We start from the raw sequence: 22,178 nt of genomic DNA, 5'->3' as shown, positions 1-22,178 counted from the left end.
CCGGCCCGCACGCCCGCCAAGGGGAACCGTCATGGCACCAGAACCACCGCTGCTCAGCATGTCCGGCATCACCAAGTCGTTCCCCGGCGTCCGGGCCCTCGACGGCGTCGACCTCGACGTCCAGGCCGGTGAAGTGCACTGTCTGCTCGGCCAGAACGGCGCCGGGAAGTCCACGCTCATCAAGGTCCTGGCCGGCGCCCACCAGCCCGACGACGGCACCATCACCTGGCGCGGCGAGCCGGTCACCCTGCGCTCGCCCATCGCCGCCATGCGCCTCGGCATCGCCACCATCTACCAGGAACTCGACCTGGTGGAGCACCTGTCGGTCGCCGAGAACGTCCACCTCGGCCATGAACCCACGACCGCCGGATTCGTCGTACGAGGAAAGGCGGCGAAGTCGTCAACCGCCGCCCTGCTCAAGCGACTTGGCCACCCGGAGGTCGATCCCGGGCGACTGGTCGGGGAGTTGTCGGCGGCACAGCAGCAGATCGTGTCGATGGCGCGGGCGCTCTCCCACGACGTACGGCTGATCGTCATGGACGAGCCGTCCGCCGCGCTCGACCCGGAGGAGGTCGACAACCTCTTCCGCATCGTCGGCGACCTGACCGCCGACGGGGTCGCCGTCGTCTACATCTCGCACCGGCTGGAGGAGATCCGCCGTATCGGCGACCGTGTCACCGTCCTCAAGGACGGCCGGGCGGTGGCGGGCGGACTCCCCGCGAAGTCCACACCGACCCGCGAGGTCGTCGCCATGATGACGGGCCGCAATGTCGAGTACGTCTTCCCGGAGCGCCGCCCAGCGACGCCGACGGACTCCGGCACCGCACCGGTCCTCGAAGTCCAAGGGCTGGCCAGGGAGGGGGAGTTCGCGCCTGTGGACCTCATCGTGCGCCCCGGCGAGATCGTCGGCCTCGCCGGCCTTGTCGGGTCAGGGCGCTCCGAGATCCTGGAGACGATCTACGGCGCCCGCAAGCCGACAGCCGGTCAAGTCCTCGTCGATGGACGGGCGTTGAGGCCGGGCAGCGTACGGGCCGCCGTGCGCGCCGGACTCGGGCTCGCCCCCGAGGAACGCAAGGCGCAGGCCCTGCTGATGCTGGAGTCCGTCACCCGCAATGTGTCGGTCTCCTCCATGTCCCGCTTCGCACGCGGGGGTTGGATCGACCGCGGCGCCGAACTGGGCGCCGCCCGTGCCGCCACCCGTGAACTGTCGCTGCGGCCCGACAACCCCTCCGTGCCCGTCCGCACCCTCTCCGGCGGCAACCAGCAGAAGGCGGTTCTCGCCCGCTGGCTGCTGCGCGGCTGCCGGGTCCTGTTGCTCGACGAACCGACCCGGGGCGTCGACGTCGGCGCCCGCGCCGAGCTGTACGCGGTGATCCGGCGCCTCGCCGACGAGGGCCTCGCCGTCCTGCTGGTCTCCAGCGAAGTGCCCGAGGTGCTCGGCCTCGCCGACCGGGTGCTCGTACTGCGCGAGGGCCGCGTCGTGCACACGGCACCCGCCCGCGAACTCGACGAACACCGCGTACTCGACCTCGTGATGGAAGGAGCCCCTGTGGCCAGCGCAAGCTCAGCGGCCGGCAGGTCTGCGGCCGGTGCCGCATCTCCCCGGGGGGCGACCCCCGGACCCCCCGCAGGAAAACGGGTCGGGCCGGAGGACCGGCGCGCACCTCGCGAGGCAGACCCGAACAACCCTGCGGCCGGTAGCTCTGCGACTGGCGAAGGGGGCCCGGCGTCATGACGCAGCCCGTCTCCCCGCCGCGCGACAGCACCGACAAGATCCCGTCGGCCGGTCAACCCCCGGTCTGGCGGGGCATGGTGGCCCGCGCCGACCTCCGCACCCTCTCCCTCCTCGGTGTGCTCGCCGCGCTGATCGTCGTCGGCGGCATCACCAAGCCCGACGAGTTCCTCGACACCCGCAACCTCCAACTCGTCCTCACCCAGGGCTCGGTGATCGGTGTCGTCACCGTCGGGATGACCTTCGTCATCATGTCGGGCGGCATCGACCTGTCCGTCGGCGCGATCGTCGCCCTCGCCTCGGTCTGGGCGACCACCGTCGCCACCCAGGAGTACGGCTTCGCCGGCATCCTCTTCACCGCGGTGCTCGTCGGAGTGGGCTGCGGACTGGTCAACGGGCTGCTCATCGCGTACGGCGGGATGGTCCCGTTCATCGCCACGCTCGCCATGCTGGCCTCGGCGCGCGGACTCGCCCTCCAGATCACCGACGGCGCGACACAGATCGTCACGATCGACAGCGTCCTGGACCTCGGCGAGCGCGACGCGTATGTCCTGGGCATCCCACCGCTGGTCATGGTCTTCGCGGTAGTGACGATCATCGGCTGGCTCATCCTGAACCGCACCACCTTCGGCCGCCGCACGGTCGCCGTCGGCGGCAACGCGGAGGCGGCCCGCCTGGCCGGCATCGACGTACGCCGCCAACGCCTCTACCTCTATCTGCTCTCCGGACTGTGCTGCGGAATCGCCGCCTTCCTGCTGATCATCCTCTCCGGCTCGGGCCAGAACACCAACGGCAACCTGTACGAGCTGGACGCCATCGCCGCCGCGATCATCGGCGGCACCCTGCTCAGCGGGGGCCGCGGCACCATCGTCGGCTCCGTCCTGGGCGTCCTGATCTTCACCACGATCACCAACATCTTCGCCCTGAACAACCTGCAGAGCGACGTGCAGCAGATCGCCAAGGGCGCGATCATCGTCGCCGCCGTGCTCGTCCAGCGCCGTACCGCAAGCACGACCTGAGGGAAGGGTTCACCGCCATGCCAGAGTCGACGCCTTTCACGAGCCGCAGAGGGCTGCTCTTCGGGACCGCCGCCGTCGGGGCGGGAGTCCTGCTCGCCGGTTGCACCAGCAACGAGTCCGACGACGAGCCCACGGCGAACGACCAGCCGGCCGCCGCCGACACCCCCGGCAAGGCCGTCACCATCGGCTTCGCCGGACCGCAGGCCGACCACGGCTGGCTCAACGCGATCAACGACAACGCCAAGAGCCGCGCCAAGAAGTACTCCGACGTGACCCTGGAGATCACCGAGGGCTCGAACGACACCGCCGCACAGATCGGCCAGATCGAGACGCTGATCAACAAGAAGGTCGACGTGCTGGTGATCCTGCCCGCCGACGGCAAAGCCCTCACCCAGGTCGGCCTGAAGGCGATGCGCGCCGGCATCCCGGTCGTCAACCTGGACCGGATCTTCAACACCCCGCAGGCGTACCGTTGTTGGATAGGCGGCGACAACTACGGCATGGGCCTCAACGCCGGTCACTACATCGGCGAGCAGCTCAAGGACGTGGACGACGCCAAGGTCATCGAACTCGCGGGCCTCGACAACCTGGAACTGACCCAGCAGCGCACCAAGGGCTTCGACGACGCCCTGAAGAACTACCCCAACGTCAAGAAGGTCGCCCGCCAGGCCGCCGAGTTCACGGTCGAGTCCGGCCAGGCCAAGATGGCCCAACTCCTCCAGGCCCAGCCCAAGTTCAACGCCCTGTGGAACCACGACGACGACCAGGGCGTGGGCGCGCTCCGGGCGATCGAACAGGCCGGCCGCGACGACTTCCTGATGGTCGGCGGCGCGGGCGCCCTCTCCGCCTTCCAGGCCATCAAGCAGGACAACGGCGTCCTCAAGGCGACGGTGCTCTACCCACCCACGATGGCCGCCTCGGCCATCGACCTGGCCCGCGCCCTCGGCCAGGCCAAGGGCGTGAGCGGCCTCGCCGAATTCGAGATCCCGTCCTCACTGACGCTCTATTCGGCGGTCGTCGACAAGACGAACGTCGACCAGTACATGCCGACGGGCTTCAAGTAGAGGGTCCGGGGTCAGGGGCTGGGAGTTGGGCTTGTGTCCGGGGGCCGGCTTGTGGAGCCGGCTTTGGGGAGCGGGCGAGGGCTGGTGGCAGGGGCTGATTCCCCAGGCGTGCGGATCGGCCGCGCCCCAAAGGGGCGCGGGGAACTGCGCGACCAGCCACAACGCACCCGCAGCCGAAACACCACCGCACCTGGCCCCGGAGCACACCCCCCACACAGCGCCAACGACGAGGAGGACATCCGCATGGCACAGCCGCAGGCAGACGCCGCCGACAAGCCGGCACTGGGCGTCGGCATGATCGGATACGCGTTCATGGGCGCAGCCCACTCCCAGGGCTGGCGCACAGTGGGCCGCGTTTTCGACCTGCCCCGGCGCCCGCTGCTCGCCGCGATCTGCGGCCGTGACGCCGACGCCGTCCAAGCCGCAGCGGACCGCCACGGCTGGGCGGCGGCCGAGACCGACTGGCGCGCCCTGATCGAACGGGACGACGTCGATCTCGTCGACATCTGCACCCCCGGCGACAGTCACGCCGAGATCGCCCTCGCCGCTCTCGCCGCAGGCAAACACGTACTGTGCGAGAAGCCCCTCGCGAACACCGTCGATGAGGCGGTGGCGATGACGGCGGCGGCCGAAGAGGCCGAGCGGCGCGGCCAGTTGGCGATGGTCGGGTTCAACTACCGCCGCCTGCCCGCCACCGCGCTCGCCCGTTCCATGGTCGCCGAGGGCAGGCTCGGCAGCCTGCGGCACGTACGGGTGACGTACCTTCAGGACTGGCTGGTGGACCCGGAGTTCCCGCTCACCTGGCGGCTGCGCAAGGAGGCCGCGGGGTCGGGCGCGCTCGGCGACCTGGGCGCCCACATCGTCGACCTCGCCCAGTACCTCGCGGGCGAGGAACTCGCCGGAGTCTCCGCCCTCACCGAAACCTTTGTACGGGAACGCCCGTTGCCCGGCGGCCCGACGAGCGGCCTCTCAGCCGCCGCGACCGCCGGCGTCGGACAGGTCACCGTGGACGATGCGGCCCTGTTCACCGGCCGCTTCCCCTCGGGCGCCCTCGCCTCCTTCGAGGCCACCCGGTACGCCACCGGCCGCAAGAACGCCCTGCGCATCGAACTCAACGGCGAGCACGGCTCGTTGGCCTTCGACCTGGAGCGCCTCAACGAACTCGCCTACCACGACGGCACCGAACCCGGCACCCACGCGGGCTTCCGCCGCATCCTCGTCACCGAACCCGACCACCCCTACCTGGACGCCTGGTGGCCGCCGGGCCACGGCCTCGGCTACGAGCACACCTTCGTCCACCAGGCCCGCGACCTCGTCCACGCCATCGCGGCGGGCAGCCGGCCCCGGCCGTCCTTCGCGGACGGACTCCAGGTGCAACGCGTCCTCGCGGCGGTCGAGGAGAGCGCGGAGAAGAACTCCGTCTACACACCCATCAAGGTCTCACCCACCACGGCCCCACCCACCACGGTCTCGCCCGTATCGGTCTGAGGAGGTTCGACGAGAATGCCGCGCGATTTCACGCTCTTCACCGGCCAGTGGGCCGACCTGCCCCTCGAAGAGGTCTGCCGCCTCGCCCGTGACTTCGGCTACGACGGACTCGAACTCGCCTGCTGGGGCGACCACTTCGAGGTCGACAAGGCCCTCGCGGACCCCTCCTACCTGGACGGCCGCCACCAACTCCTCGACAAGTACGGCCTCAAGTGCTGGGCGATCTCCAACCACCTGGTCGGCCAGGCGGTCTGCGACGCCATCATCGACGAGCGGCACCAGGCGATCCTGCCCGCCCGCATCTGGGGCGACGGCGACGCGGAGGGCGTACGGCAGCGGGCGGCGGCCGAGATCGCCGACACCGCACGGGCCGCAGCCGCCTTCGGCGTCGACACCGTCATCGGGTTCACCGGTTCCGCGATCTGGCACCTGGTCGCGATGTTCCCGCCGGCCCCCGAGTCGATGATCGACCGCGGCTACCAGGACTTCGCCGACCGCTGGAACCCGATCCTGGACGTCTTCGACGCCCAGGGCGTGCGGTTCGCGCACGAGGTCCACCCGAGCGAGATCGCCTACGACTACTGGACAACCCAGCGCGCCCTGGAGGCAGTTGACCACCGGCCCGCCTTCGGTCTGAACTTCGACCCCTCGCACTTCGTGTGGCAGGACCTCGACCCGGTCGGCTTCCTGTGGGACTTCCGAGACCGGATCTACCACGTCGACTGCAAGGAGGCCCGCAAGCGGCTCGACGGCCGCAACGGCCGCCTCGGCTCCCATCTGCCCTGGGGCGACCCGCGCCGCGGCTGGGACTTCGTGTCGGCCGGCCACGGCGACGTCCCCTGGGAGGACGTCTTCCGCATGCTGCGCTCCATCGACTACCGGGGGCCCATCTCCGTGGAGTGGGAGGACGCCGGCATGGACCGGCTCCAGGGCGCCCCCGAGGCACTGGCCCACCTCAAGGCGTACGACTTCGAGCCTCCGTCGGCCTCCTTCGACGCGGCGTTCGGCAGCAACGACTGAGCCGCTCCTGAAGGTTCCACCGAGCCGCTCGTAAATGTTCCGGGGTGACGGCGCACCCCGGCGTAACGCACCCGCATGTACAACCAGCCCCATTCTGGAGGCATTCGTGCACGCGAAAGACGGCACCACCCGCACCGGCAGATCCACAGGTCACAGACGACGCCTCACCTCTCGTACGTCACGCAAGGCGCTCTCCCTGCTGAGCGGCCTGCTCCTCGCAGGCGCCTCGCTCAGTCTCACCGCACCCCAGGCCGGCGCAGCCGTCGCCGACGAGGCGGCCCCCGTGGGAGCAGCCGCCGCCGAGGACTTCCAGCAGGTCACCCTCGCCAAGGGCGAACCGGAGGTCGGCGAGCCCATGTCGCTCGCCGTCCTCCCCGACCGCTCGGTCCTGCACACCTCGCGCGACGGCGAACTCCGCATCACCGACGCCGCCGGAAACACCCGGCTGGCCGGCAAGCTCGACGTCTACTCCCACGACGAGGAGGGCCTCCAAGGCATCGGCGTCGACCCGGAGTTCAGCACCAACCGCTTCATCTACCTGTACTACGCGCCTCCGTTGAACACCCCGGCGGGCGACGCCCCCGAGACGGGTACCGCGGCCGACTTCGCACCCTTCGACGGCGTCAACCGGCTCTCCCGGTTCGTCCTGAACGCCGACGGCACGCTGAACAACGCCAGCGAGACGAAGGTCCTCGACGTCCCGGCCTCCCGCGGCCTGTGCTGCCATGTCGGCGGCGACATCGACTTCGACGCGGCGGGCAACCTGTACCTGTCGACGGGCGACGACACCAACCCCTTCCAGTCCGACGGGTTCACGCCCATCGACGAGCGCGCGAACCGCAACCCGGCCTTCGACGCCCAGCGTTCGTCCGGCAACACCAACGACCTGCGCGGCAAGATCCTGCGTATCAAGGTCAACGCGGACGGCTCGTACGCCGTCCCGTCCGGCAACCTGTTCGCGCCCGGCACGGACAAGACGCGCGCCGAGATCTACGCCATGGGCTTCCGCAACCCGTTCCGCTTCAGCGTCGACAAAGCGACCGGCATCCTCTACATCGGCGAGTACGGCCCCGACGCCGGCGCGGCCGACCCGGCCCGAGGCCCCGCGGGCCAGGTCGAGTTCGCCCGCGTGACCGGCCCCGGCAACTACGGCTGGCCCTACTGCACCGGCGCCAACGACCCCTACGTCGACTACGACTTCGCGACCGGCACCTCGGGCGCCGCCTTCGACTGCGCAGCCCCGAAGAACACCTCGCCCAACAACACCGGCCTCACCGACCTTCCCCCGGCGCAGGCCGCCTGGATCCCGTACAACGGCCCGTCCGTACCGGAGTTCGGCGACGGCTCCGAGTCACCGATGGGCGGCCCGGTCTACCACTACGACGCCTCACTCGACTCCCCGGTCAAGTTCCCGGAGGCCTACGACGGCGACTTCTTCGCCGGTGAGTTCGGCCGCCGCTGGATCAAGCGGATCAGCAGCGACGCCGACGGGACCGTCCAGTCCATCAACGACATTCCGTGGACCGGCACCCAGGTGATGGACATGGCCTTCGGTCCGGACGGCGCGCTGTACGTCCTCGACTACGGCCTCGCCTGGTTCGGGGGCGACGAGAACTCGGCCCTGTACCGCATCGAGAACGCCACCGACGGCCACTCCCCGGTCGCGCAGGCCGCCGCCGACGTCACCTCCGGGCAGGCCCCGCTGAAGGTGAAGTTCTCCTCCGCCGGCACCACCGACCAGGACGGCGACGCCCTCACCTACAGCTGGGACTTCGGCGACGGCGGTACATCGACCTCGGCGAACCCCTCCCACAAGTACAGGACGAACGGGACGTACACGGCGACGGTGACCGCCAAGGACACCACCGGCCGTACGGGCAGCGCGAGCGTCCAGGTCGTGGTGGGCAACACCGCGCCCAAGGTGGTCCTTCAACTCCCGCAGGACGGGCAGCTGTTCGCGTTCGGTGACGCCATCCCGTTCAAGGTGAAGGTCACCGACCGGGAGGACGGCCGGAGCATCGACTGCACCAAGGTCCAGGTCACCTTCATCCTCGGCCACGACAGCCACGGCCACCCGCAGACCTCGGCGAACGGCTGCTCCGGCACCATCCAGACCAGCGCCGACGGCGGCCACGACCCGAACGCCAACATCTTCGGGGTCTTCGACGCCCAGTACACCGACCTCGGAGGCGGCGGCCAGGCACCCCTGACCACCCACGACCAGAACGTCGTCCAGCCCACCCACCGCCAGGCCGAGCACTTCAACAACTCCTCGGGCACGGCGGTGAGTTCACGTGAGTCGGCCAACGGCGGCAAGGCCGTCGGCGACATCGACAACGGCGACTGGATCGCCTTCACGCCGTACGTCCTGAGCAACGCCAAGTCGCTCACGGCACGCGTCGCCTCGGCCGGCGCGGGCGGCAAGCTGGAGATCCGCGCGGGCTCACCGACCGGCAAGGTGCTGGGCCGCACGACCGTACCGGCGACCGGCGGCTGGGACACCTACCAGGACGTCACCGCCACCCTCTCCCACACCCCCAAGGGCACGACCACCTTCTACCTGGTCTTCAAGGGAGCGGCGAGCGGCGATCTGTACGAGGTGGACGACTTCCACTTCACGACGGGCTGAGGGGAGTGCGCCATGCGACCAACAGGCCGAACCGTCACCGCTGTTGTGGGCACGGCACTCCTCCTCGGAAGCGTGTCGACCCCGGCCGCGTCCAAGCCCGCACCGCCACGCCATACCGACCGGGTGCTCGTCTTCTCCAAGACGGCAGCCTTCCGGCACGACTCCATTCCTGACGGCATCGCGGCACTCAAGGAACTCGGCGCGAGCGCCGGCTTCAGGGTCGACGCGACGGAGGACGCGACCGCGTTCAACCCGGCGAACCTCCGCCGGTACGCGGCCGTCGTCTTCCTCTCGACGACCGGCGATGTCCTGACGGACCGTCAACAGGCGTCCTTCGAAAGCTACATCCACCACGGCGGCGGCTATGTGGGCATCCACGCGGCGGCCGACACGGAGTACGACTGGCAGTTCTACGGCGGCCTGGTCGGCGCCTACTTCCAGGGCCACCCGGCGATCCAGCCGGCCCGGACGGTGGTCGAGGACCGCGCCCACCCGGCCACCTCGACCCTGGGCGCGGACTGGAACCGTACCGACGAGTGGTACAACTACCGCTCAAATCCCCGCAGTTCGGTGCACGTCCTGGCCTCCCTCGACGAGTCGTCGTACACCGGCGGCACGATGAACGGCGACCATCCGATCGCCTGGTGCCAGAACTACGCGGGCGGACGCTCCTTCTACACCGGCGTCGGCCACCTGCCGTCCGCGTACGCCGAACCCGCCCTCCGACAGCACCTGTTGGGCGGCCTGCGCTGGGCCACCGGCAAGGCCCAGGCGGACTGCCGTCCGGAGAACGGCTACAGGCCGCTCTTCGACGGCACCTCCCAGGCCGGGTGGAGACAGGCGGGCCCGGGCACCTTCACCCTCTCCGACGACGGCACACTCACGTCGTCGGGCGGCATGGGGATGCTCTGGTACGCCGACCGGAGCTTCGGCGCCTACTCGCTGAAGCTCGACTGGAAGGCCCAAGGCGACGACAACTCCGGGGTGTTCGTGGGCTTCCCGCCCTCGGACGACCCGTGGTCGGCGGTCGACCAGGGCTACGAGATCCAGATCGACGCCACCGACGCCCCCGACCGCACCACCGGGGCCGTGTACGGGTTCAAGTCCGCCGACGTGAAGAAGCGCGACCGTGCGCTGAATCCGCCGGGGGAGTGGAACACGTACGAGATCCGCGTGGAGGGCGAACGCCTCCGCATCTGGCTCAACGGCGTGCGGATCAACGATTTCACCAACACCGATCCGGCCCGCAGCCTGCGGGACGGCCACATCGGCATCCAGAACCACGGAGCCGACGACCAGGTGTCCTTCCGTGACATCCGGATCAGGGAACTGCCCGTGACCGCGCCGGCGACCCCGGCCGCCACGGGCGACTGAGCGGCGGCGGGCGGGGGACGCCGGACTCCCGCCCGCCGCCTTCCACCCGGCTTGCCGCCGGGGCGTGTGAACGACAAGGAGGCTGCTGCCCATGTCCACGTCGTCGTCCGAACCTCGAACTCGTGTGGGGGTATGGCTGATCGGAGCCCGCGGCTCCGTCGCCACCACCGTCGTCGCGGGCTGCGCCGCCGTGACAGCGGGACTGCACCGCCCCACGGGCATGGTCACCGAAACACCCCCGTTCACCGACTGCGGCCTCCCGCCCCTGTCCGCCCTGGTCTTCGGCGGCCACGACACCGTGGACTGCCCCCTCCCGAAACGCGCGGAGGCGCTGACAGCGGCAGGCGTCCTGCCGTACGGCCTCACATCGGCGATCACCTCCGAACTGGCCGCCGCGGACCGGGAGATCAGGCCCGGCGCTCCCACCCCCGGCGACACCACCCGAACCCCGGACGACCTGGTGGCCGCCTTCGCCGCCGACATCCAGGACTTCGTACGACGCCACGCGCTGACCCGGGCGGTCGTGGTGAACGTGGCCTCCACGGAGCCCACCCCGACCGGCACCGCCCTCCCGCCCAGTTCGCTGTACGCGGCGGCGGCCCTGCGCGCGGGCTGCCCCTACGTCAACTTCACCCCGTCGACAGGGCTGCACCACCCGGCGCTGGCCCAAGCGGCGGCGACCAGTGGCCTCCCCTACGCCGGCCGCGACGGCAAGACGGGCCAGACCCTGCTCAGGTCGGTCCTCGGCCCGATGTTCACCCAACGCGCCCTGGAGGTCCGCGCCTGGTCGGGCACCAACCTCCTCGGCGGCGGCGACGGGGCGTCCCTCGCCGACCCTTCCGCGGCTGCGGCGAAGAACGCCGGCAAGGAACGCGTTCTCGCCGACACCCTCGGCACGACACCGGAGGGCACGGTCCACATCGACGACGTCCCGTCCCTCGGCGACTGGAAGACCGCGTGGGACCACATCGCCTTCGACGGCTTCCTCGGCACCCGCATGATCCTCCAGACCACCTGGCAGGGCTGCGACTCGACCCTGGCGGCGCCCTTGATCCTCGACCTGGCCCGCCTGACGGCCCGCGCCCACGAGGCCGGCCTCTCCGGCCCCCTGAGCGAACTCGGCTTCTACTTCAAGGACCCGGTCGGGGACGGCCCGCCGGGGCTGGGGGAGCAGTACGCGGAGCTGGTGGGGTTCGCGGGGCGGTTGCGGGGTGGGGGAGGGGCGGGGGTGACGGCGGTGCCTGCGGGGCCGGTGGTGATGTCGGGGGCTGCCGAACCTGCAGTGATTTCGGAGCCTGCGGGTCTTGCGGGGTCTGCGGGTCCTGCTGGGTCTGCGGTGCCGCCGAGGTCTGCGGGGGGCGCGGGAGTTTCGGGTGAGGGGGTGGGACCGGCGGGGCTTTCGGGCGCCGAAGGGAATGGCCCGGGGCCTGGTGCGTCTGCGGTGACACCGGGGACTGCGGGGGACACGGGGCTTTCGGGTGACGTGGCAGGACCGGCCGGGCCTTCGAGCGTCGAGGAGAGCGGCCGGGACGCGGACGCCTGGGCGGAGGAACCCCGGCCGAGCGGGTCCCCGGGCGGCGGGCGACCGGCCGACGGTGAGGGGGAACGCCGGTGAGCACGCGAGCGGACGCGCCGACCCGGGGTGGCGCCCAGGACCGGGGCGACCGGGCACACACCCGGCCCAGCGCACCGCACGACTCCTCCGCCACCACCCCCCTCCGCTTCGGCTACGGAACCAACGGCCTCGCCGACCTCCGCCTCGACGACGCCCTCGGCCTGCTCGCCGACCTCGGCTACGACGGCGTCGGCCTGACGCTCGACCACATGCATCTCGACCCGCTCGCCCCCGACCTCCCCGCCCGCACCCGACAGCTCGCCCGCCGCCTGAACACCCTCGGCCTGGGCGTCACCGTGGAGACCGGCGCCCGCTATGTGCTCGACCCGCGCCGCAAACACGGCCCCTCCCTCCTCGACCCCGACCCGGACGACCGCCGACGACGCGTCGACCTCCTGCTCCGGGCCGTGCGAGTCGCCGCGGACCTCGGCGCCCACGCCGTGCACTGCTTCAGCGGCATCACCCCCACCGGCACGGACCCGGACACCGCCTGGCACCGCCTGACCGACGCCCTCGCCCCCGTCCTGGACGCGGCCACCGCAGCAGGCGTTCCGCTCGCCGTCGAACCCGAACCCGGCCAACTCCTCGCCACCATCGCCGACTTCCACCACCTCCGCCACGCACTCGACGACCCCGAGGCCCTCGGCCTCACCCTCGACATCGGCCACTGCCAGTGCCTCGAACCACTCCCTCCCGCCGACTGCGTCCGCGCCGCCGCCCCCTGGCTGCGCCACGTCCAGATCGAGGACATGCGCCGCGGAATCCACGAACACCTCCCGTTCGGCGACGGAGAGATCGACTTCCCGCCAGTACTGGCCGCCCTGTCCACCACCGGCTACCAGGGACTGACCGTCGTGGAACTCCCCCGCCACTCCCACGCGGGCCCCCACTACGCCGAACACTCCCTGCGTTTCCTCCGCCGAACGGCACCGGGCACCCCGACCCTGTCTGCCGAGTCTGCCGAGTCTGCCGAGTCTGCCGAGTCTGCCGACTCTGCTGAAGCCGCAGAGTCCGCCTGCTCCGCTGAAGCCGCAGCGCCGACCGCCACGGCGTCCCGGCTCGCTCAAGCCCCGCAGGCCGCCCGTCCGCAGCCCGCCACGTCGCCCGCCTCGCCGCCCCGGCCCACCGAAGTCCCGCAGACACCCCGCCCGCAGCCCGTCGCAGCCCCGGCTGCCGCTCCCGCCACCTTCATAGCCGCCCCGGCCAAGCACTCCACTACCCCCGCCGAAGGGAGCACCCCGTGACCCAGCCCCACACCAGCAGGGACACCCCGCCGGCAGGCAACCCCCTCGCCCTCACCTCCCTGGACGACCTCCGCACCCACCTCACCGCCCACCTCACCGAACCCGCCCGCGCCTGGCTCGCCCGCGCCCTGGACGAGGCAGCCGCCCGCTCCGGCACCCACGGACCCATCTCCGCCTGGGAGTTGCGTCTGGCCGAAGCCGGCCGCCGCTGCGGCACCGACCACGTGGACGCCGTACGCGTTCTGATCCTGCACGCCGCCCAAGCCGGCCCGGACGCCCTCACCCGCGTCTACCAGCAGGGCACCGCCGCCGAACGCCGAGCCGTCCTGCACGCCCTGCCCCACCTGGTCCCCGGCCCCGACGCCCTCCCCCTCGTCGAGGACGCCCTGCGCACCAACGACACCCGCCTCGTCGCCGCAGCCGTCGGCCCGTACGCCGCCCGGCACCTGGACGCCCACAACTGGCGCCACGCCGTACTGAAGTGCCTGTTCACCGGCGTACCCCTCGACACCGTGGCCGACCTCCACCACCGGGCCCGTGCCGACACCGAACTCGCCCGCATGCTCGACGACTACGCCGCCGAACGCGCCGCCGCCGGCCGCCCCGTCCCCGAGGACCTGCACCGAGTCCTGGCCCTGACGGCGTCCGAAGCCAAGGAGTCCTGATGCGCATCTTCGACCCCCACATCCACATGACGTCACGGACCACCGACGACTACCAGGCCATGTACACCGCAGGTGTCCGCGCCGTCGTCGAACCCTCCTTCTGGCTCGGCCAGCCCCGCACCTCGCCCGCCTCCTTCCTCGACTACTTCGACTCCCTCCTCGGCTGGGAACCCTTCCGCGCCGCCCAGTACGGCATCGCCCACCACTGCACGATCGCCCTCAACCCCAAGGAAGCGAACGATCCCCGCTGCGCCCCCGTCCTCGACGAACTTCCCCGCTATCTCGTCAAGGACCGCGTCGTCGCCGTCGGCGAGATCGGCTACGACTCGATGACCCCCGCCGAGGACACCGCCCTCGCCGCCCAGCTCCAGCTCGCCGCCGACCACCAGCTGCCCGCGCTCGTCCATACCCCGCACCGCGACAAGCTCGCCGGCCTGCGCCGCACCCTCGACGCCGTACGGGAGTCCGCGCTGCCCCCGGAGCACGTCCTGCTCGACCATCTCAACGAGACCACCGTGAAGGAGGCCAAGGACGCCGGCTGCTGGCTCGGCTTCTCGGTCTATCCGGAGACCAAGATGGACGAGGAACGGATGGTTGCGATCCTCCGCGCCCACGGACCCGAACAGGTGCTGGTCAACTCCGCGGCCGACTGGGGCAGAAGCGACCCCCTCAAGACCCGCAAAGTCGGCGACCTGATGCTGGCGGAGGGCTTCACCGAGGACGACGTCGACCGCGTCCTGTGGCGCAACCCGGTCGCCTTCTACGGGCTCAGCGGCCGACTGGACCTCGATGTCGACGCGACCGACGCCACCCACGAGGGCAACTCCATCCTGCGCGGCGGTGAGTGACCGATGCGCTTCCGCCACCCCGACGGCTCCACCGTCCACCTCGCCTACTGCACCAACGTCCACCCCGCCGAGACCCTCGACGGCGTCCTCGCCCAGCTCCGCGACCACTGCGAACCCGTACGCCGACGCCTCGGCCGCGACCGCCTCGGCATCGGACTGTGGCTGGCCAAGGACGCCGCCCACTCCCTGGTGACCGACCCCTCCGCCCTGCGCGGCCTGCGCACCGAACTCGACCGCCGCGGCCTCGAAGTCGTCACCCTCAACGGCTTCCCGTACGAGGGTTTCGGCGCCGAGGAGGTCAAGTACCGCGTCTACAAGCCGGACTGGGCCGACCCTGAGAGGCTCGCCCACACCACCGACCTGGCCCGCGTCCTCGCCGGCCTCCTCCCCGACGATGTCACCGAAGGCAGCATCTCCACCCTGCCGCTCGCCTGGCGCACCGCATACGACGGCGAGCGCGCGGCCTCGGCCATGACCGCCCTGGGCACCCTCGCGGAACGCCTCGACGCCCTCGCCGAACTCACCGGCCGCTCCATCCGCGTCGGACTGGAACCGGAACCCGGCTGCACCGTCGAGACCACCGCCGACGCCATCGCCCCGCTGTCCGCGATCGGCCACGACCGCATCGGCATCTGTGTCGACACCTGCCACCTCGCCACCTCCTTCGAAGATCCGCACACCGCCCTGGACGCGCTCACCGAGGCCCGTGTCCCCGTCGTCAAGTCCCAGCTCTCAGCCGCCCTGCACGCCGAACACCCCCATCTCCCCGAAGTCCGCGAGGCCCTCGCCGCCTTCGACGAACCCCGCTTCCTGCACCAGACCCGCACGGCCACCGCCGCCGGACTGCGCGGCACGGACGACCTGGGCGAGGCCCTCAAGGGCGACACCCTGCCCGACGCCTCCCCGTGGCGCGCCCACTTCCACGTCCCGCTCCACGCGGCCCCCGCCGCACCCCTCACCTCCACGCTCCCCGTACTCAAGTCCGCCCTGACCTGGCTCGTCGGCGGCCCGCACCCCCTCACCCGCCATCTGGAGGTCGAGACCTACACCTGGCAGGCCCTCCCGCCGGAACTACGGCCCCGAGCCCGAGCCCAGCTCGCCGACGGCATCGCCGCCGAACTCACCCTCGCCCGCGACCTGCTGACCGACCTGGGCCTGAAGGAGCTGCCATGAGCCCCCACCCCGCCGGCGAAGACTCCGAACCGCCGAAGGACCCGGCACCTTCAATCCGGGCGACTCCAGCTTCGGCATCTCCAGCTCCGGCACCTTCAACCTCGGCCCCTTCAACCCCGGCAGCACCGAACCGGGCGACTCCAGCTCCGGCACCTTCAACCCCGGCACCTCCGACCTCGGCACCACCAGTGCCCGCACCTCCTGACCCCGCGTCTGCCGACCCCGCCCCCGACCCCGTTGCCCCCGTACCTACGGACTCCGCCCCCGCAGCCCCCACACCCCTCCTCGTCCTGGACGTCGTAGGCCTCACCCCCCGTCTCCTCGACCACATGCCCCGGCTCAAAGCCCTCGGCCAGTCCGGCTCCCGTGCCCCGCTGGGCACCGTCCTGCCCGCCGTCACCTGCGCCGCCCAGTCCACCTTCCTGACCGGCACCCACCCCGCCGAGCACGGCGTCGTCGGCAACGGCTGGTACTTCCGCGACCTCGGCGACGTACTCCTGTGGTGGCAGCACAACGGACTCGTCGCCGGCGACAAACTGTGGGACGCCGCCCGCCGCGCGCACCCCGGCTACACGGTCGCCAACATCTGCTGGTGGTACGCCATGGGCGCCGACACCGACATCACCGTCACCCCCCGTCCGATCTACTACTCCGACGGCCGCAAGGAACCCGACTGCTACACCCGGCCCCCGGCCCTGCACGACGAACTCACCGCCGAATTCGGCACGTTCCCCCTGTTCCACTTCTGGGGCCCCGGCGCCGACCTCACCTCCAGCCGCTGGATCATCGACGCGACCCGGCACATCCTGCGCACCCGCCACCCCGACCTGGCCCTGTGCTACCTCCCTCATCTCGACTACGACCTGCAGCGCTTCGGCCCCGACGACCCGCGCTCCCTGAAGGCCGCCGCCGACCTGGACGCGGCCATGGCCCCGCTTCTCGACGACGCCCGGGCCGAAGGCCGGACCGTCGTCGCGCTCTCCGAGTACGGCATCACCCGTGTCGACCGGCCCGTCGACATCAACCGGGCCCTGCGCCGCGCGGGACTGCTCGAAGTGCACACCCAGGACGGCATGGAGTACCTCGACCCGATGGCGTCACGCGCCTTCGCCGTCGCCGACCACCAGATCGCCCACGTCTACGTGCGGCGACCTGAGGATCTGGAGACCGTGAAGGAAGCGCTCGCCGACCTGCCCGGCATCGGGCAACTCCTCGACGACGAGGGCAAGAAGACCCACCATCTCGACCATCCGCGCGCCGGCGAGCTCGTCGCCGTGGCGGAGCCGGACGCCTGGTTCACGTACTACTACTGGCTCGACGACGCACACGCGCCCGACTTCGCACAGCTCGTCGAGATCCACCGCAAACCCGGATACGACCCGGTCGAACTCTTCATGGATCCGCGCGACCCCTACGTCAAGGTCAAGGCGGCCACCGCACTGGCCCGCAAGAAACTCGGCCTGCGCTACCGCATGGCCGTCGTGCCCCTGGATCCCTCACCTATTCGCGGCAGCCACGGCCGCCTTCCGGCGAGCGACGACGACGGTCCGCTCCTCATCTGCTCCACCCCCCGTGCCGTCGACGGCCGTATCGCGGCCACCGACGTGAAAGCACTCCTGCTCCAACTGGCCGGTCTCTCCTGACTGGTCACAAGTGAAGCACTCACCACTGACAACGCCCTCCAATTCCGAGGAGTTCCAGCAATGAGCCGCACGCACCACACCGACCCCGAACTCGCCCACCGCCTCAGCAGACGAAACATGCTCGGCGTGGCCGCGGGTGCCACCGCCGCCGCACTCGTGGGCGCCGCCGCGGCCCCCGCCGGCGCCACCACCCAGTCCACGTCCGGCGGCGCGGGCCGGGGCCGCCCCGTCCTGCCGCCCGGCCGGCTCGGCATCCAGCTCTACAGCCTGCGCGACAAGGTCTCCACGCTAGGCTTCGCACCCGTCTTCGCCGAGCTGAAGAAGTACGGGTACGACGAGGTCGAGTTCGCCGGATACACCCAGGGTTCGGCGGGCCCCATCACCCTCGCCCAGCTCAAGAGACTGGCGCGCAACAACGGCCTGAACCCGATAGGCAGCCACGTCGGCTACTACGCCGACGACCCGAACGCGTACACCTTCGCGCAGAACCTCGACAAGGTCCTCGACGACGCCCAGGCCCTCGGCCTCAAGCACATCGGCACCGCCTCCGGCCCGTTCCGCTACGGCTCCACCGTCGACGCCTGGAAGCGGGCGGCGGAGGAGTTCAACACGTACGGCGCGGCGGCCCGGGCGCGCGGCATGAAGTTCTACCAGCACAACCACTCCGAGGAGTTCTCCTTCGCCACCGACAACCCGAAGGTCCGGCTGTACGACGTACTCCTCGCCGAGACCGATCCCAAGCTCGTGTACCTGGAGATGGACATCTTCTGGGCCTACTCCGGCCAGTTCCGCTTCTCCAGGCGTCCCGACGGCAAACCCGCCCCGTTCGAGCCGCTCGACTACGTGCTCAAGCAGCCCCACCGCTACCCGCTCTTCCACGTGAAGGACGGCGTGAGCGACCCGGGCAACCAGTACGGCTACCGCATGACCGACGTCGGCGACGGCGACATCGACTACCAGCGGTTCATCTCCGCCGTGACCCGGCTGCGCGGTGAGCGGCTGGCCCACCACTGGCAGGCCGAGCACGACAACCCGACCGAGTCCTTCACCTTCGCGCGCCGCTCCAGCGAGCACCTGCACTCGCTGCGCGAGAAGTGCTGACGAACAGCACCCTGTGCACATGAGGAGGCCCTCCCGGGGTCGGCGGATTCCGGGAGGGCCTCCTCACGCGCGCGTGCCGTCACCCCGCGGGCTGCGGCTCCGCGGTCCGGACGGCCGTGGAGTGCCCCGGCTGCCGCAGCAGCAGGGCGATCCCCGCCGCCACCATGGAGACGGCACCGGCAAGGGCGTACGCGCCGTCGTACCCCCAGGCGGCGACCACCATGGAGCCGAGGCCGCCCCCGAACAGGCCGCTGATCAGCTTTCCGCTGTACACCAGCCCGTAGTTGGAGGCGTTGTAGTTCTCCCCGAAGTAGTCCGGGGTGAGCGCCGCGAACAGCGGGTAGAACGCGCCGCCGCCGAAGCCGGAGAGGAAGGCGAAGAACAGGAACAGTGCCTCGCTCTTGACGTCGCCCGCCCAGATCACCCCGAACTGGGCCAGGCCCAGGACGACGATGACGAACACCAGGGTGGGCTTGCGCCCCCACTTGTCGGACAGCCAGCCCACGACACCGCGGCCGATGCCGTTGATGACCGCCATGACACCCATGGACGAGGCGGCCACCAATGGGCCGAATCCCACCTCCTTGGCGAAGTCGACCTGGAAGGAGATTCCGAAGATCGACACGCCGGCGGTCAGCACGATGGAGACCCACATAAGGGGGAGCATGCCGGTCCTGATGGCCTCCTTGGGCGTGTACTGCCTCACCGCGGGAGGGTTCTTGGCGAGGCTCGTCGCGTTCTTCGCGTCGCCGGCGTACGTCAGCGGATCGATGTCCGCGGGCCACCAGTTCTTCGGGGGATCCTTGAAGAAGAAGGCGGACGCGAGGACCACGATCATGATGTAGCAGCCGATCAGGTCGAGGACCCGGTGGTAGTTCGCGGTGTCGAAGCCGTAGTTGAAGATGAAGATGAACGGCAGCGATCCGTACGCGAATCCGCCGTTGACGAACCCGGTCCTGGCTCCCCGGCGCTCGGGGAACCACTTGCCGACCATGTTGATGCAGGTCGCGTAGACCAGCCCGGCGCCGATGCCTCCGACGACGCCGAAGCCCAGGATCGCCAGCCAGACGTTGCTCAGGTGCGACAGGGCGAGGAATCCCAGGGCGCACAGGCCTGAGCCGATGTACATGGCTCTACGGGCCGTCAGGACGCCCTTCTCCCGTAGCCAGCCCGCGGGGAAGGCGATGCCGGCCTGGAAGAAGACCCAGACGCTGAGGATCCAGAAGGTGTTGCTCTGCGTCCAGCCGTGGGCGTGGGACAGGGTGTCCTCCGCCGAGCCGTACGCGTATTCGAAGACACTGATGGCCATCATGGCGATCCACGGCAGGTACACCATGAGCTTGCGGGAGTGACCGAGGATGTCCCGGTCGGTCTCGCCGACGCGGTAGACCCGACCGCGGGAGTCGGTCACTTCTCGATAGGGGGTGGGATGGGGATGGGGACGGTGTGCGGCCTCGGGGTCGGTCGACGAACCGTTGGTCGGACTGCTCGTCGAACCGTTCGTCGCGATCGGATCTGCCGTCATCTCAGGCCAATTCCTCCGTGTCGGACCGTTTCCTTGCCGATGGGTCAGGCCGTTTCCTCGCCGAGCGGTTGGGGGTTGGGGGAGACCCGGCGGGCGGCTGTCGGCTTGCCGGGCGCCTTGAGGAACACGGCCAGTACCGCGGAGGCCAGGCCGATGCAGCCGGCCAGGACGAACGCGCCCTCGTAGTCCCAGTTGTCGACGACGATCGCGCCCACTCCGGAGCCGACGAGGCCGGAGATGAGCTTCGAGCTGTAGACCATGCCGTAGTTGGAGGCGTTGTTGTTCTCACCGAAGTAGTCCGCGGTCATGGCCGCGAACAGCGGGAAGATCGCCCCGCCGCCGAAGCCGGAGACCATGGAGCAGAACAGGAAGAACGGCATGCTGCCCATCTGGCCGGAGATCAGCACACCGAACTGGGCCGTGCCCAGCACCAGACACACGATGATGAGCGTGTTGCGACGCCCGTACCGGTCGGATATCCAGCCGATCACACCGCGACCGGTGCCGTTGACGATGGCCTTCAGGGACATCGCCGTGGCCACGATCCCGCCCGCGAAGCCCATGTCCTTGCCGAACGGCACCTGGAAGGCGATACCGAAGATGTTGATGCCCGCCGTGCAGAGCAGGCAGAACCACATCATCCACAGGACGGGCTGCCGAGAGGCTTCCCGCGGGGTGTACTGCTTGACCGCCGGCGGGTTCTTCTCCAGCGCCCGGCGGATCTTCGGGTCGTCGGTGGCCTTGAGCGGGTCGACGTGCGAGGGCCACCAGTTCTTCGGCGGGTCCTTGAAGAACCAGCCGGCCGACGCCACGACCAGGCACAGTCCGACGCCGACGCAGGCGAGCACGGTCTGGTAGTTGCTGATGTCCATGTACGAGGTGAACAGGAACACGAAGGGCACCGAGCCGTAGGCGAAACCGCCGTTGACGAAGCCCGTCTTGCCGCCCTTGCGCTCCGGATACCACTTGCCGACCATGTTCACGCAGGTCGCGTAGACCAGACCGGCACCGATACCGCTGCACATGCCGAAGCCGAAGTACGCCACGAGCACGTTCGGCGCGTACGCCAGTGAGACATAGCCGAGCATGGTGCCGACCGCGCCGATCATCATCGCCGTACGGGCGGGCAGCTTGCCGCTCTCCCGCAACTGACCGGCGGGGAAGGCCACGGCCGCCTGGAAGAACACCCAGACGCCCATCAGCCAGAAGATGTGTCCGCTGTCCCACAGGTGGGCCTCGTGGAGGGTGTCCTCCGCGGACGTGAACGCGTACTCGGCGGAGCTGATGCCCATCATGCCGATCCACGGCAGGATGACCATCCACTTGCGCCCACGGCCCATGATGTCGACATCGGATTCTCCGATGCGGTACTTGCGGCCGTTGGGATCCGTCACCTCCCGGTACGGGACGGACGTCGAGTAGTCGATGGTTGTCATCTTGGTCAAGACTCCTTGCGTCGAAAGATCTGGCCAGCGCCCCCTGTCCAAATGCCTTTCGTGCGCGCATGGGTCCCGGGGCTGCCGACGCGCACCGTCGGCCGCTCCCTGTGCTCGGTTACGTCATGAACCGCCCCCCAACAGCCGGACGGTTCCGCACCTTCACCTGTGTGGTGCGCTCCAGGGCCCCCACGTCAGATCACCCCGCTCGACCTGAGCAGGCGCAGTTCCTCGTCGCCCAGGCCGAGTTCGCCGATGAGGATTTCCTCCGTGTGCTGGCCGAGGAGGGGCGGGGCGGTGATACGGGTGGGGGAGTCGGAGAGCTTGAGGGGATTGCCGACCGTGGTGAACTCACCGCGCTCGGGATGCCCGACCGTGACGATCATGTCGTTCGCGGCCAGCGAGGAATCCTCGATGATCTCCTTCGTGGAGAGGATCGGCCCGCACGGGATGTTGTGGGTGTTGAGGAGTTCCAGGACCTGCCACTTGGGCAGGGTGATGGTCCATTCCTCGATCAGCTGGAACATCTTCGCCAGCTTCGGCAACCGGACTTCGGGGGTCGCCCACTCCGGGTCGTCCGCGAGTTCAGGCCGGCCGATCAA

General features: G+C 70.2%; 15 protein-coding genes and 2 pseudogenes. 14 read left to right on the top strand and 3 right to left on the bottom strand.

Annotated features, from left to right (window positions below; translation table 11 throughout):
- Positions 1-31: 31 nt before the first annotated feature.
- The 14 genes and pseudogenes from ACWDR4_RS39310 to ACWDR4_RS39245 all read left to right on the top strand — a co-directional run.
- Positions 32-1,555: pseudogene (locus tag ACWDR4_RS39310) on the top strand (sugar ABC transporter ATP-binding protein); the annotation flags it as partial.
- Positions 1,556-1,731: 176 nt separating this feature from the next.
- A complete protein-coding gene (locus ACWDR4_RS39305) occupies positions 1,732-2,751 on the top strand; it encodes an ABC transporter permease (RefSeq protein ID WP_450415657.1) in 1,020 nt (339 codons plus the stop codon).
- A 17-nt stretch (positions 2,752-2,768) separates the two neighbouring features.
- On the top strand, positions 2,769-3,815 hold the full coding sequence (locus ACWDR4_RS39300; RefSeq protein ID WP_450415656.1) for a substrate-binding domain-containing protein: 1,047 nt from the start codon (positions 2,769-2,771) through the stop codon (positions 3,813-3,815).
- Positions 3,816-4,058: 243 nt separating this feature from the next.
- Positions 4,059-5,303, top strand: coding sequence for a Gfo/Idh/MocA family protein (locus ACWDR4_RS39295; protein ID WP_450415655.1), 1,245 nt, complete (start codon positions 4,059-4,061; stop codon positions 5,301-5,303).
- A gap of 15 nt (positions 5,304-5,318) precedes the next feature.
- The gene (locus tag ACWDR4_RS39290; protein ID WP_450415653.1) at positions 5,319-6,323 is read left to right on the top strand and encodes a sugar phosphate isomerase/epimerase family protein; all 1,005 of its coding nucleotides are present in this window, start codon (positions 5,319-5,321) and stop codon (positions 6,321-6,323) included.
- 106 nt (positions 6,324-6,429) lie between these two features.
- On the top strand, positions 6,430-8,952 hold the full coding sequence (locus tag ACWDR4_RS39285) for a PQQ-dependent sugar dehydrogenase (RefSeq protein WP_450415651.1): 2,523 nt from the start codon (positions 6,430-6,432) through the stop codon (positions 8,950-8,952).
- A gap of 12 nt (positions 8,953-8,964) precedes the next feature.
- Entirely contained in the window at positions 8,965-10,326 is a 1,362-nt protein-coding gene (locus ACWDR4_RS39280; RefSeq protein ID WP_450415649.1) for a ThuA domain-containing protein, read from the top strand.
- Between the two features lie 91 nt (positions 10,327-10,417).
- Positions 10,418-11,545, top strand: a pseudogene (locus tag ACWDR4_RS39275) (inositol-3-phosphate synthase); the annotation flags it as partial.
- A 392-nt stretch (positions 11,546-11,937) separates the two neighbouring features.
- Positions 11,938-13,185 (top strand): sugar phosphate isomerase/epimerase family protein, encoded by a 1,248-nt coding sequence (locus tag ACWDR4_RS39270; protein WP_450415648.1) that lies wholly within the window; start codon positions 11,938-11,940, stop codon positions 13,183-13,185.
- Positions 13,182-13,850, top strand: coding sequence for an EboA domain-containing protein (locus ACWDR4_RS39265; RefSeq protein ID WP_450415647.1), 669 nt, complete (start codon positions 13,182-13,184; stop codon positions 13,848-13,850). Before ACWDR4_RS39270 ends, ACWDR4_RS39265 begins: the two co-directional genes overlap by 4 nt.
- Positions 13,850-14,698, top strand: a complete 849-nt coding sequence (locus ACWDR4_RS39260; protein WP_450415645.1) for a TatD family hydrolase — start codon at positions 13,850-13,852, stop codon at positions 14,696-14,698. Before ACWDR4_RS39265 ends, ACWDR4_RS39260 begins: the two co-directional genes overlap by 1 nt.
- A 3-nt stretch (positions 14,699-14,701) precedes the next feature.
- Complete coding sequence (gene eboE / locus ACWDR4_RS39255; protein ID WP_450415643.1) at positions 14,702-15,871, top strand: metabolite traffic protein EboE; 1,170 nt, start codon at positions 14,702-14,704, stop codon at positions 15,869-15,871.
- Between the two features lie 290 nt (positions 15,872-16,161).
- On the top strand, positions 16,162-17,514 hold the full coding sequence (locus ACWDR4_RS39250) for an alkaline phosphatase family protein (RefSeq protein ID WP_450415707.1): 1,353 nt from the start codon (positions 16,162-16,164) through the stop codon (positions 17,512-17,514).
- A gap of 60 nt (positions 17,515-17,574) precedes the next feature.
- On the top strand, positions 17,575-18,615 hold the full coding sequence (locus tag ACWDR4_RS39245) for a sugar phosphate isomerase/epimerase family protein (protein WP_450415642.1): 1,041 nt from the start codon (positions 17,575-17,577) through the stop codon (positions 18,613-18,615).
- A 79-nt stretch (positions 18,616-18,694) separates the two neighbouring features.
- Here ACWDR4_RS39245 and ACWDR4_RS39240 read toward each other — a convergent pair whose 3' ends face one another.
- From ACWDR4_RS39240 to ACWDR4_RS39230, 3 genes are all read right to left on the bottom strand, one after another.
- The gene (locus tag ACWDR4_RS39240) at positions 18,695-20,140 is read right to left on the bottom strand and encodes an OFA family MFS transporter (RefSeq protein WP_450415641.1); all 1,446 of its coding nucleotides are present in this window, start codon (positions 20,138-20,140) and stop codon (positions 18,695-18,697) included.
- 44 nt (positions 20,141-20,184) lie between these two features.
- A complete protein-coding gene (locus ACWDR4_RS39235; RefSeq protein WP_450415705.1) occupies positions 20,185-21,576 on the bottom strand; it encodes an OFA family MFS transporter in 1,392 nt (463 codons plus the stop codon).
- A 194-nt stretch (positions 21,577-21,770) separates the two neighbouring features.
- On the bottom strand, positions 21,771-22,178 hold a 408-nt coding region (locus ACWDR4_RS39230; protein WP_450415639.1), incomplete at its 5' end, for a CoA transferase.

The organism is Streptomyces sp. NPDC000878 (genome assembly GCF_053599695.1).
The sequence above is the reverse complement of the archived record's forward strand: the minus strand, read 5'-3'. Positions and strand labels throughout refer to the sequence as shown.

Coding starts and splice junctions, on each gene's coding strand:
- ACWDR4_RS39305 (WP_450415657.1), top strand. CDS start 1,732: ATGACGCAGCCCGTCTCCCCGCCGCGCGACAGCACCGACAAGATCCCG.
- ACWDR4_RS39300 (WP_450415656.1), top strand. CDS start 2,769: ATGCCAGAGTCGACGCCTTTCACGAGCCGCAGAGGGCTGCTCTTCGGG.
- ACWDR4_RS39295 (WP_450415655.1), top strand. CDS start 4,059: ATGGCACAGCCGCAGGCAGACGCCGCCGACAAGCCGGCACTGGGCGTC.
- ACWDR4_RS39290 (WP_450415653.1), top strand. CDS start 5,319: ATGCCGCGCGATTTCACGCTCTTCACCGGCCAGTGGGCCGACCTGCCC.
- ACWDR4_RS39280 (WP_450415649.1), top strand. CDS start 8,965: ATGCGACCAACAGGCCGAACCGTCACCGCTGTTGTGGGCACGGCACTC.
- ACWDR4_RS39260 (WP_450415645.1), top strand. CDS start 13,850: ATGCGCATCTTCGACCCCCACATCCACATGACGTCACGGACCACCGAC.
- eboE (WP_450415643.1), top strand. CDS start 14,702: ATGCGCTTCCGCCACCCCGACGGCTCCACCGTCCACCTCGCCTACTGC.
- ACWDR4_RS39245 (WP_450415642.1), top strand. CDS start 17,575: ATGAGCCGCACGCACCACACCGACCCCGAACTCGCCCACCGCCTCAGC.
- ACWDR4_RS39240 (WP_450415641.1), bottom strand. CDS start 20,140: ATGACGGCAGATCCGATCGCGACGAACGGTTCGACGAGCAGTCCGACC.
- ACWDR4_RS39235 (WP_450415705.1), bottom strand. CDS start 21,576: ATGACAACCATCGACTACTCGACGTCCGTCCCGTACCGGGAGGTGACG.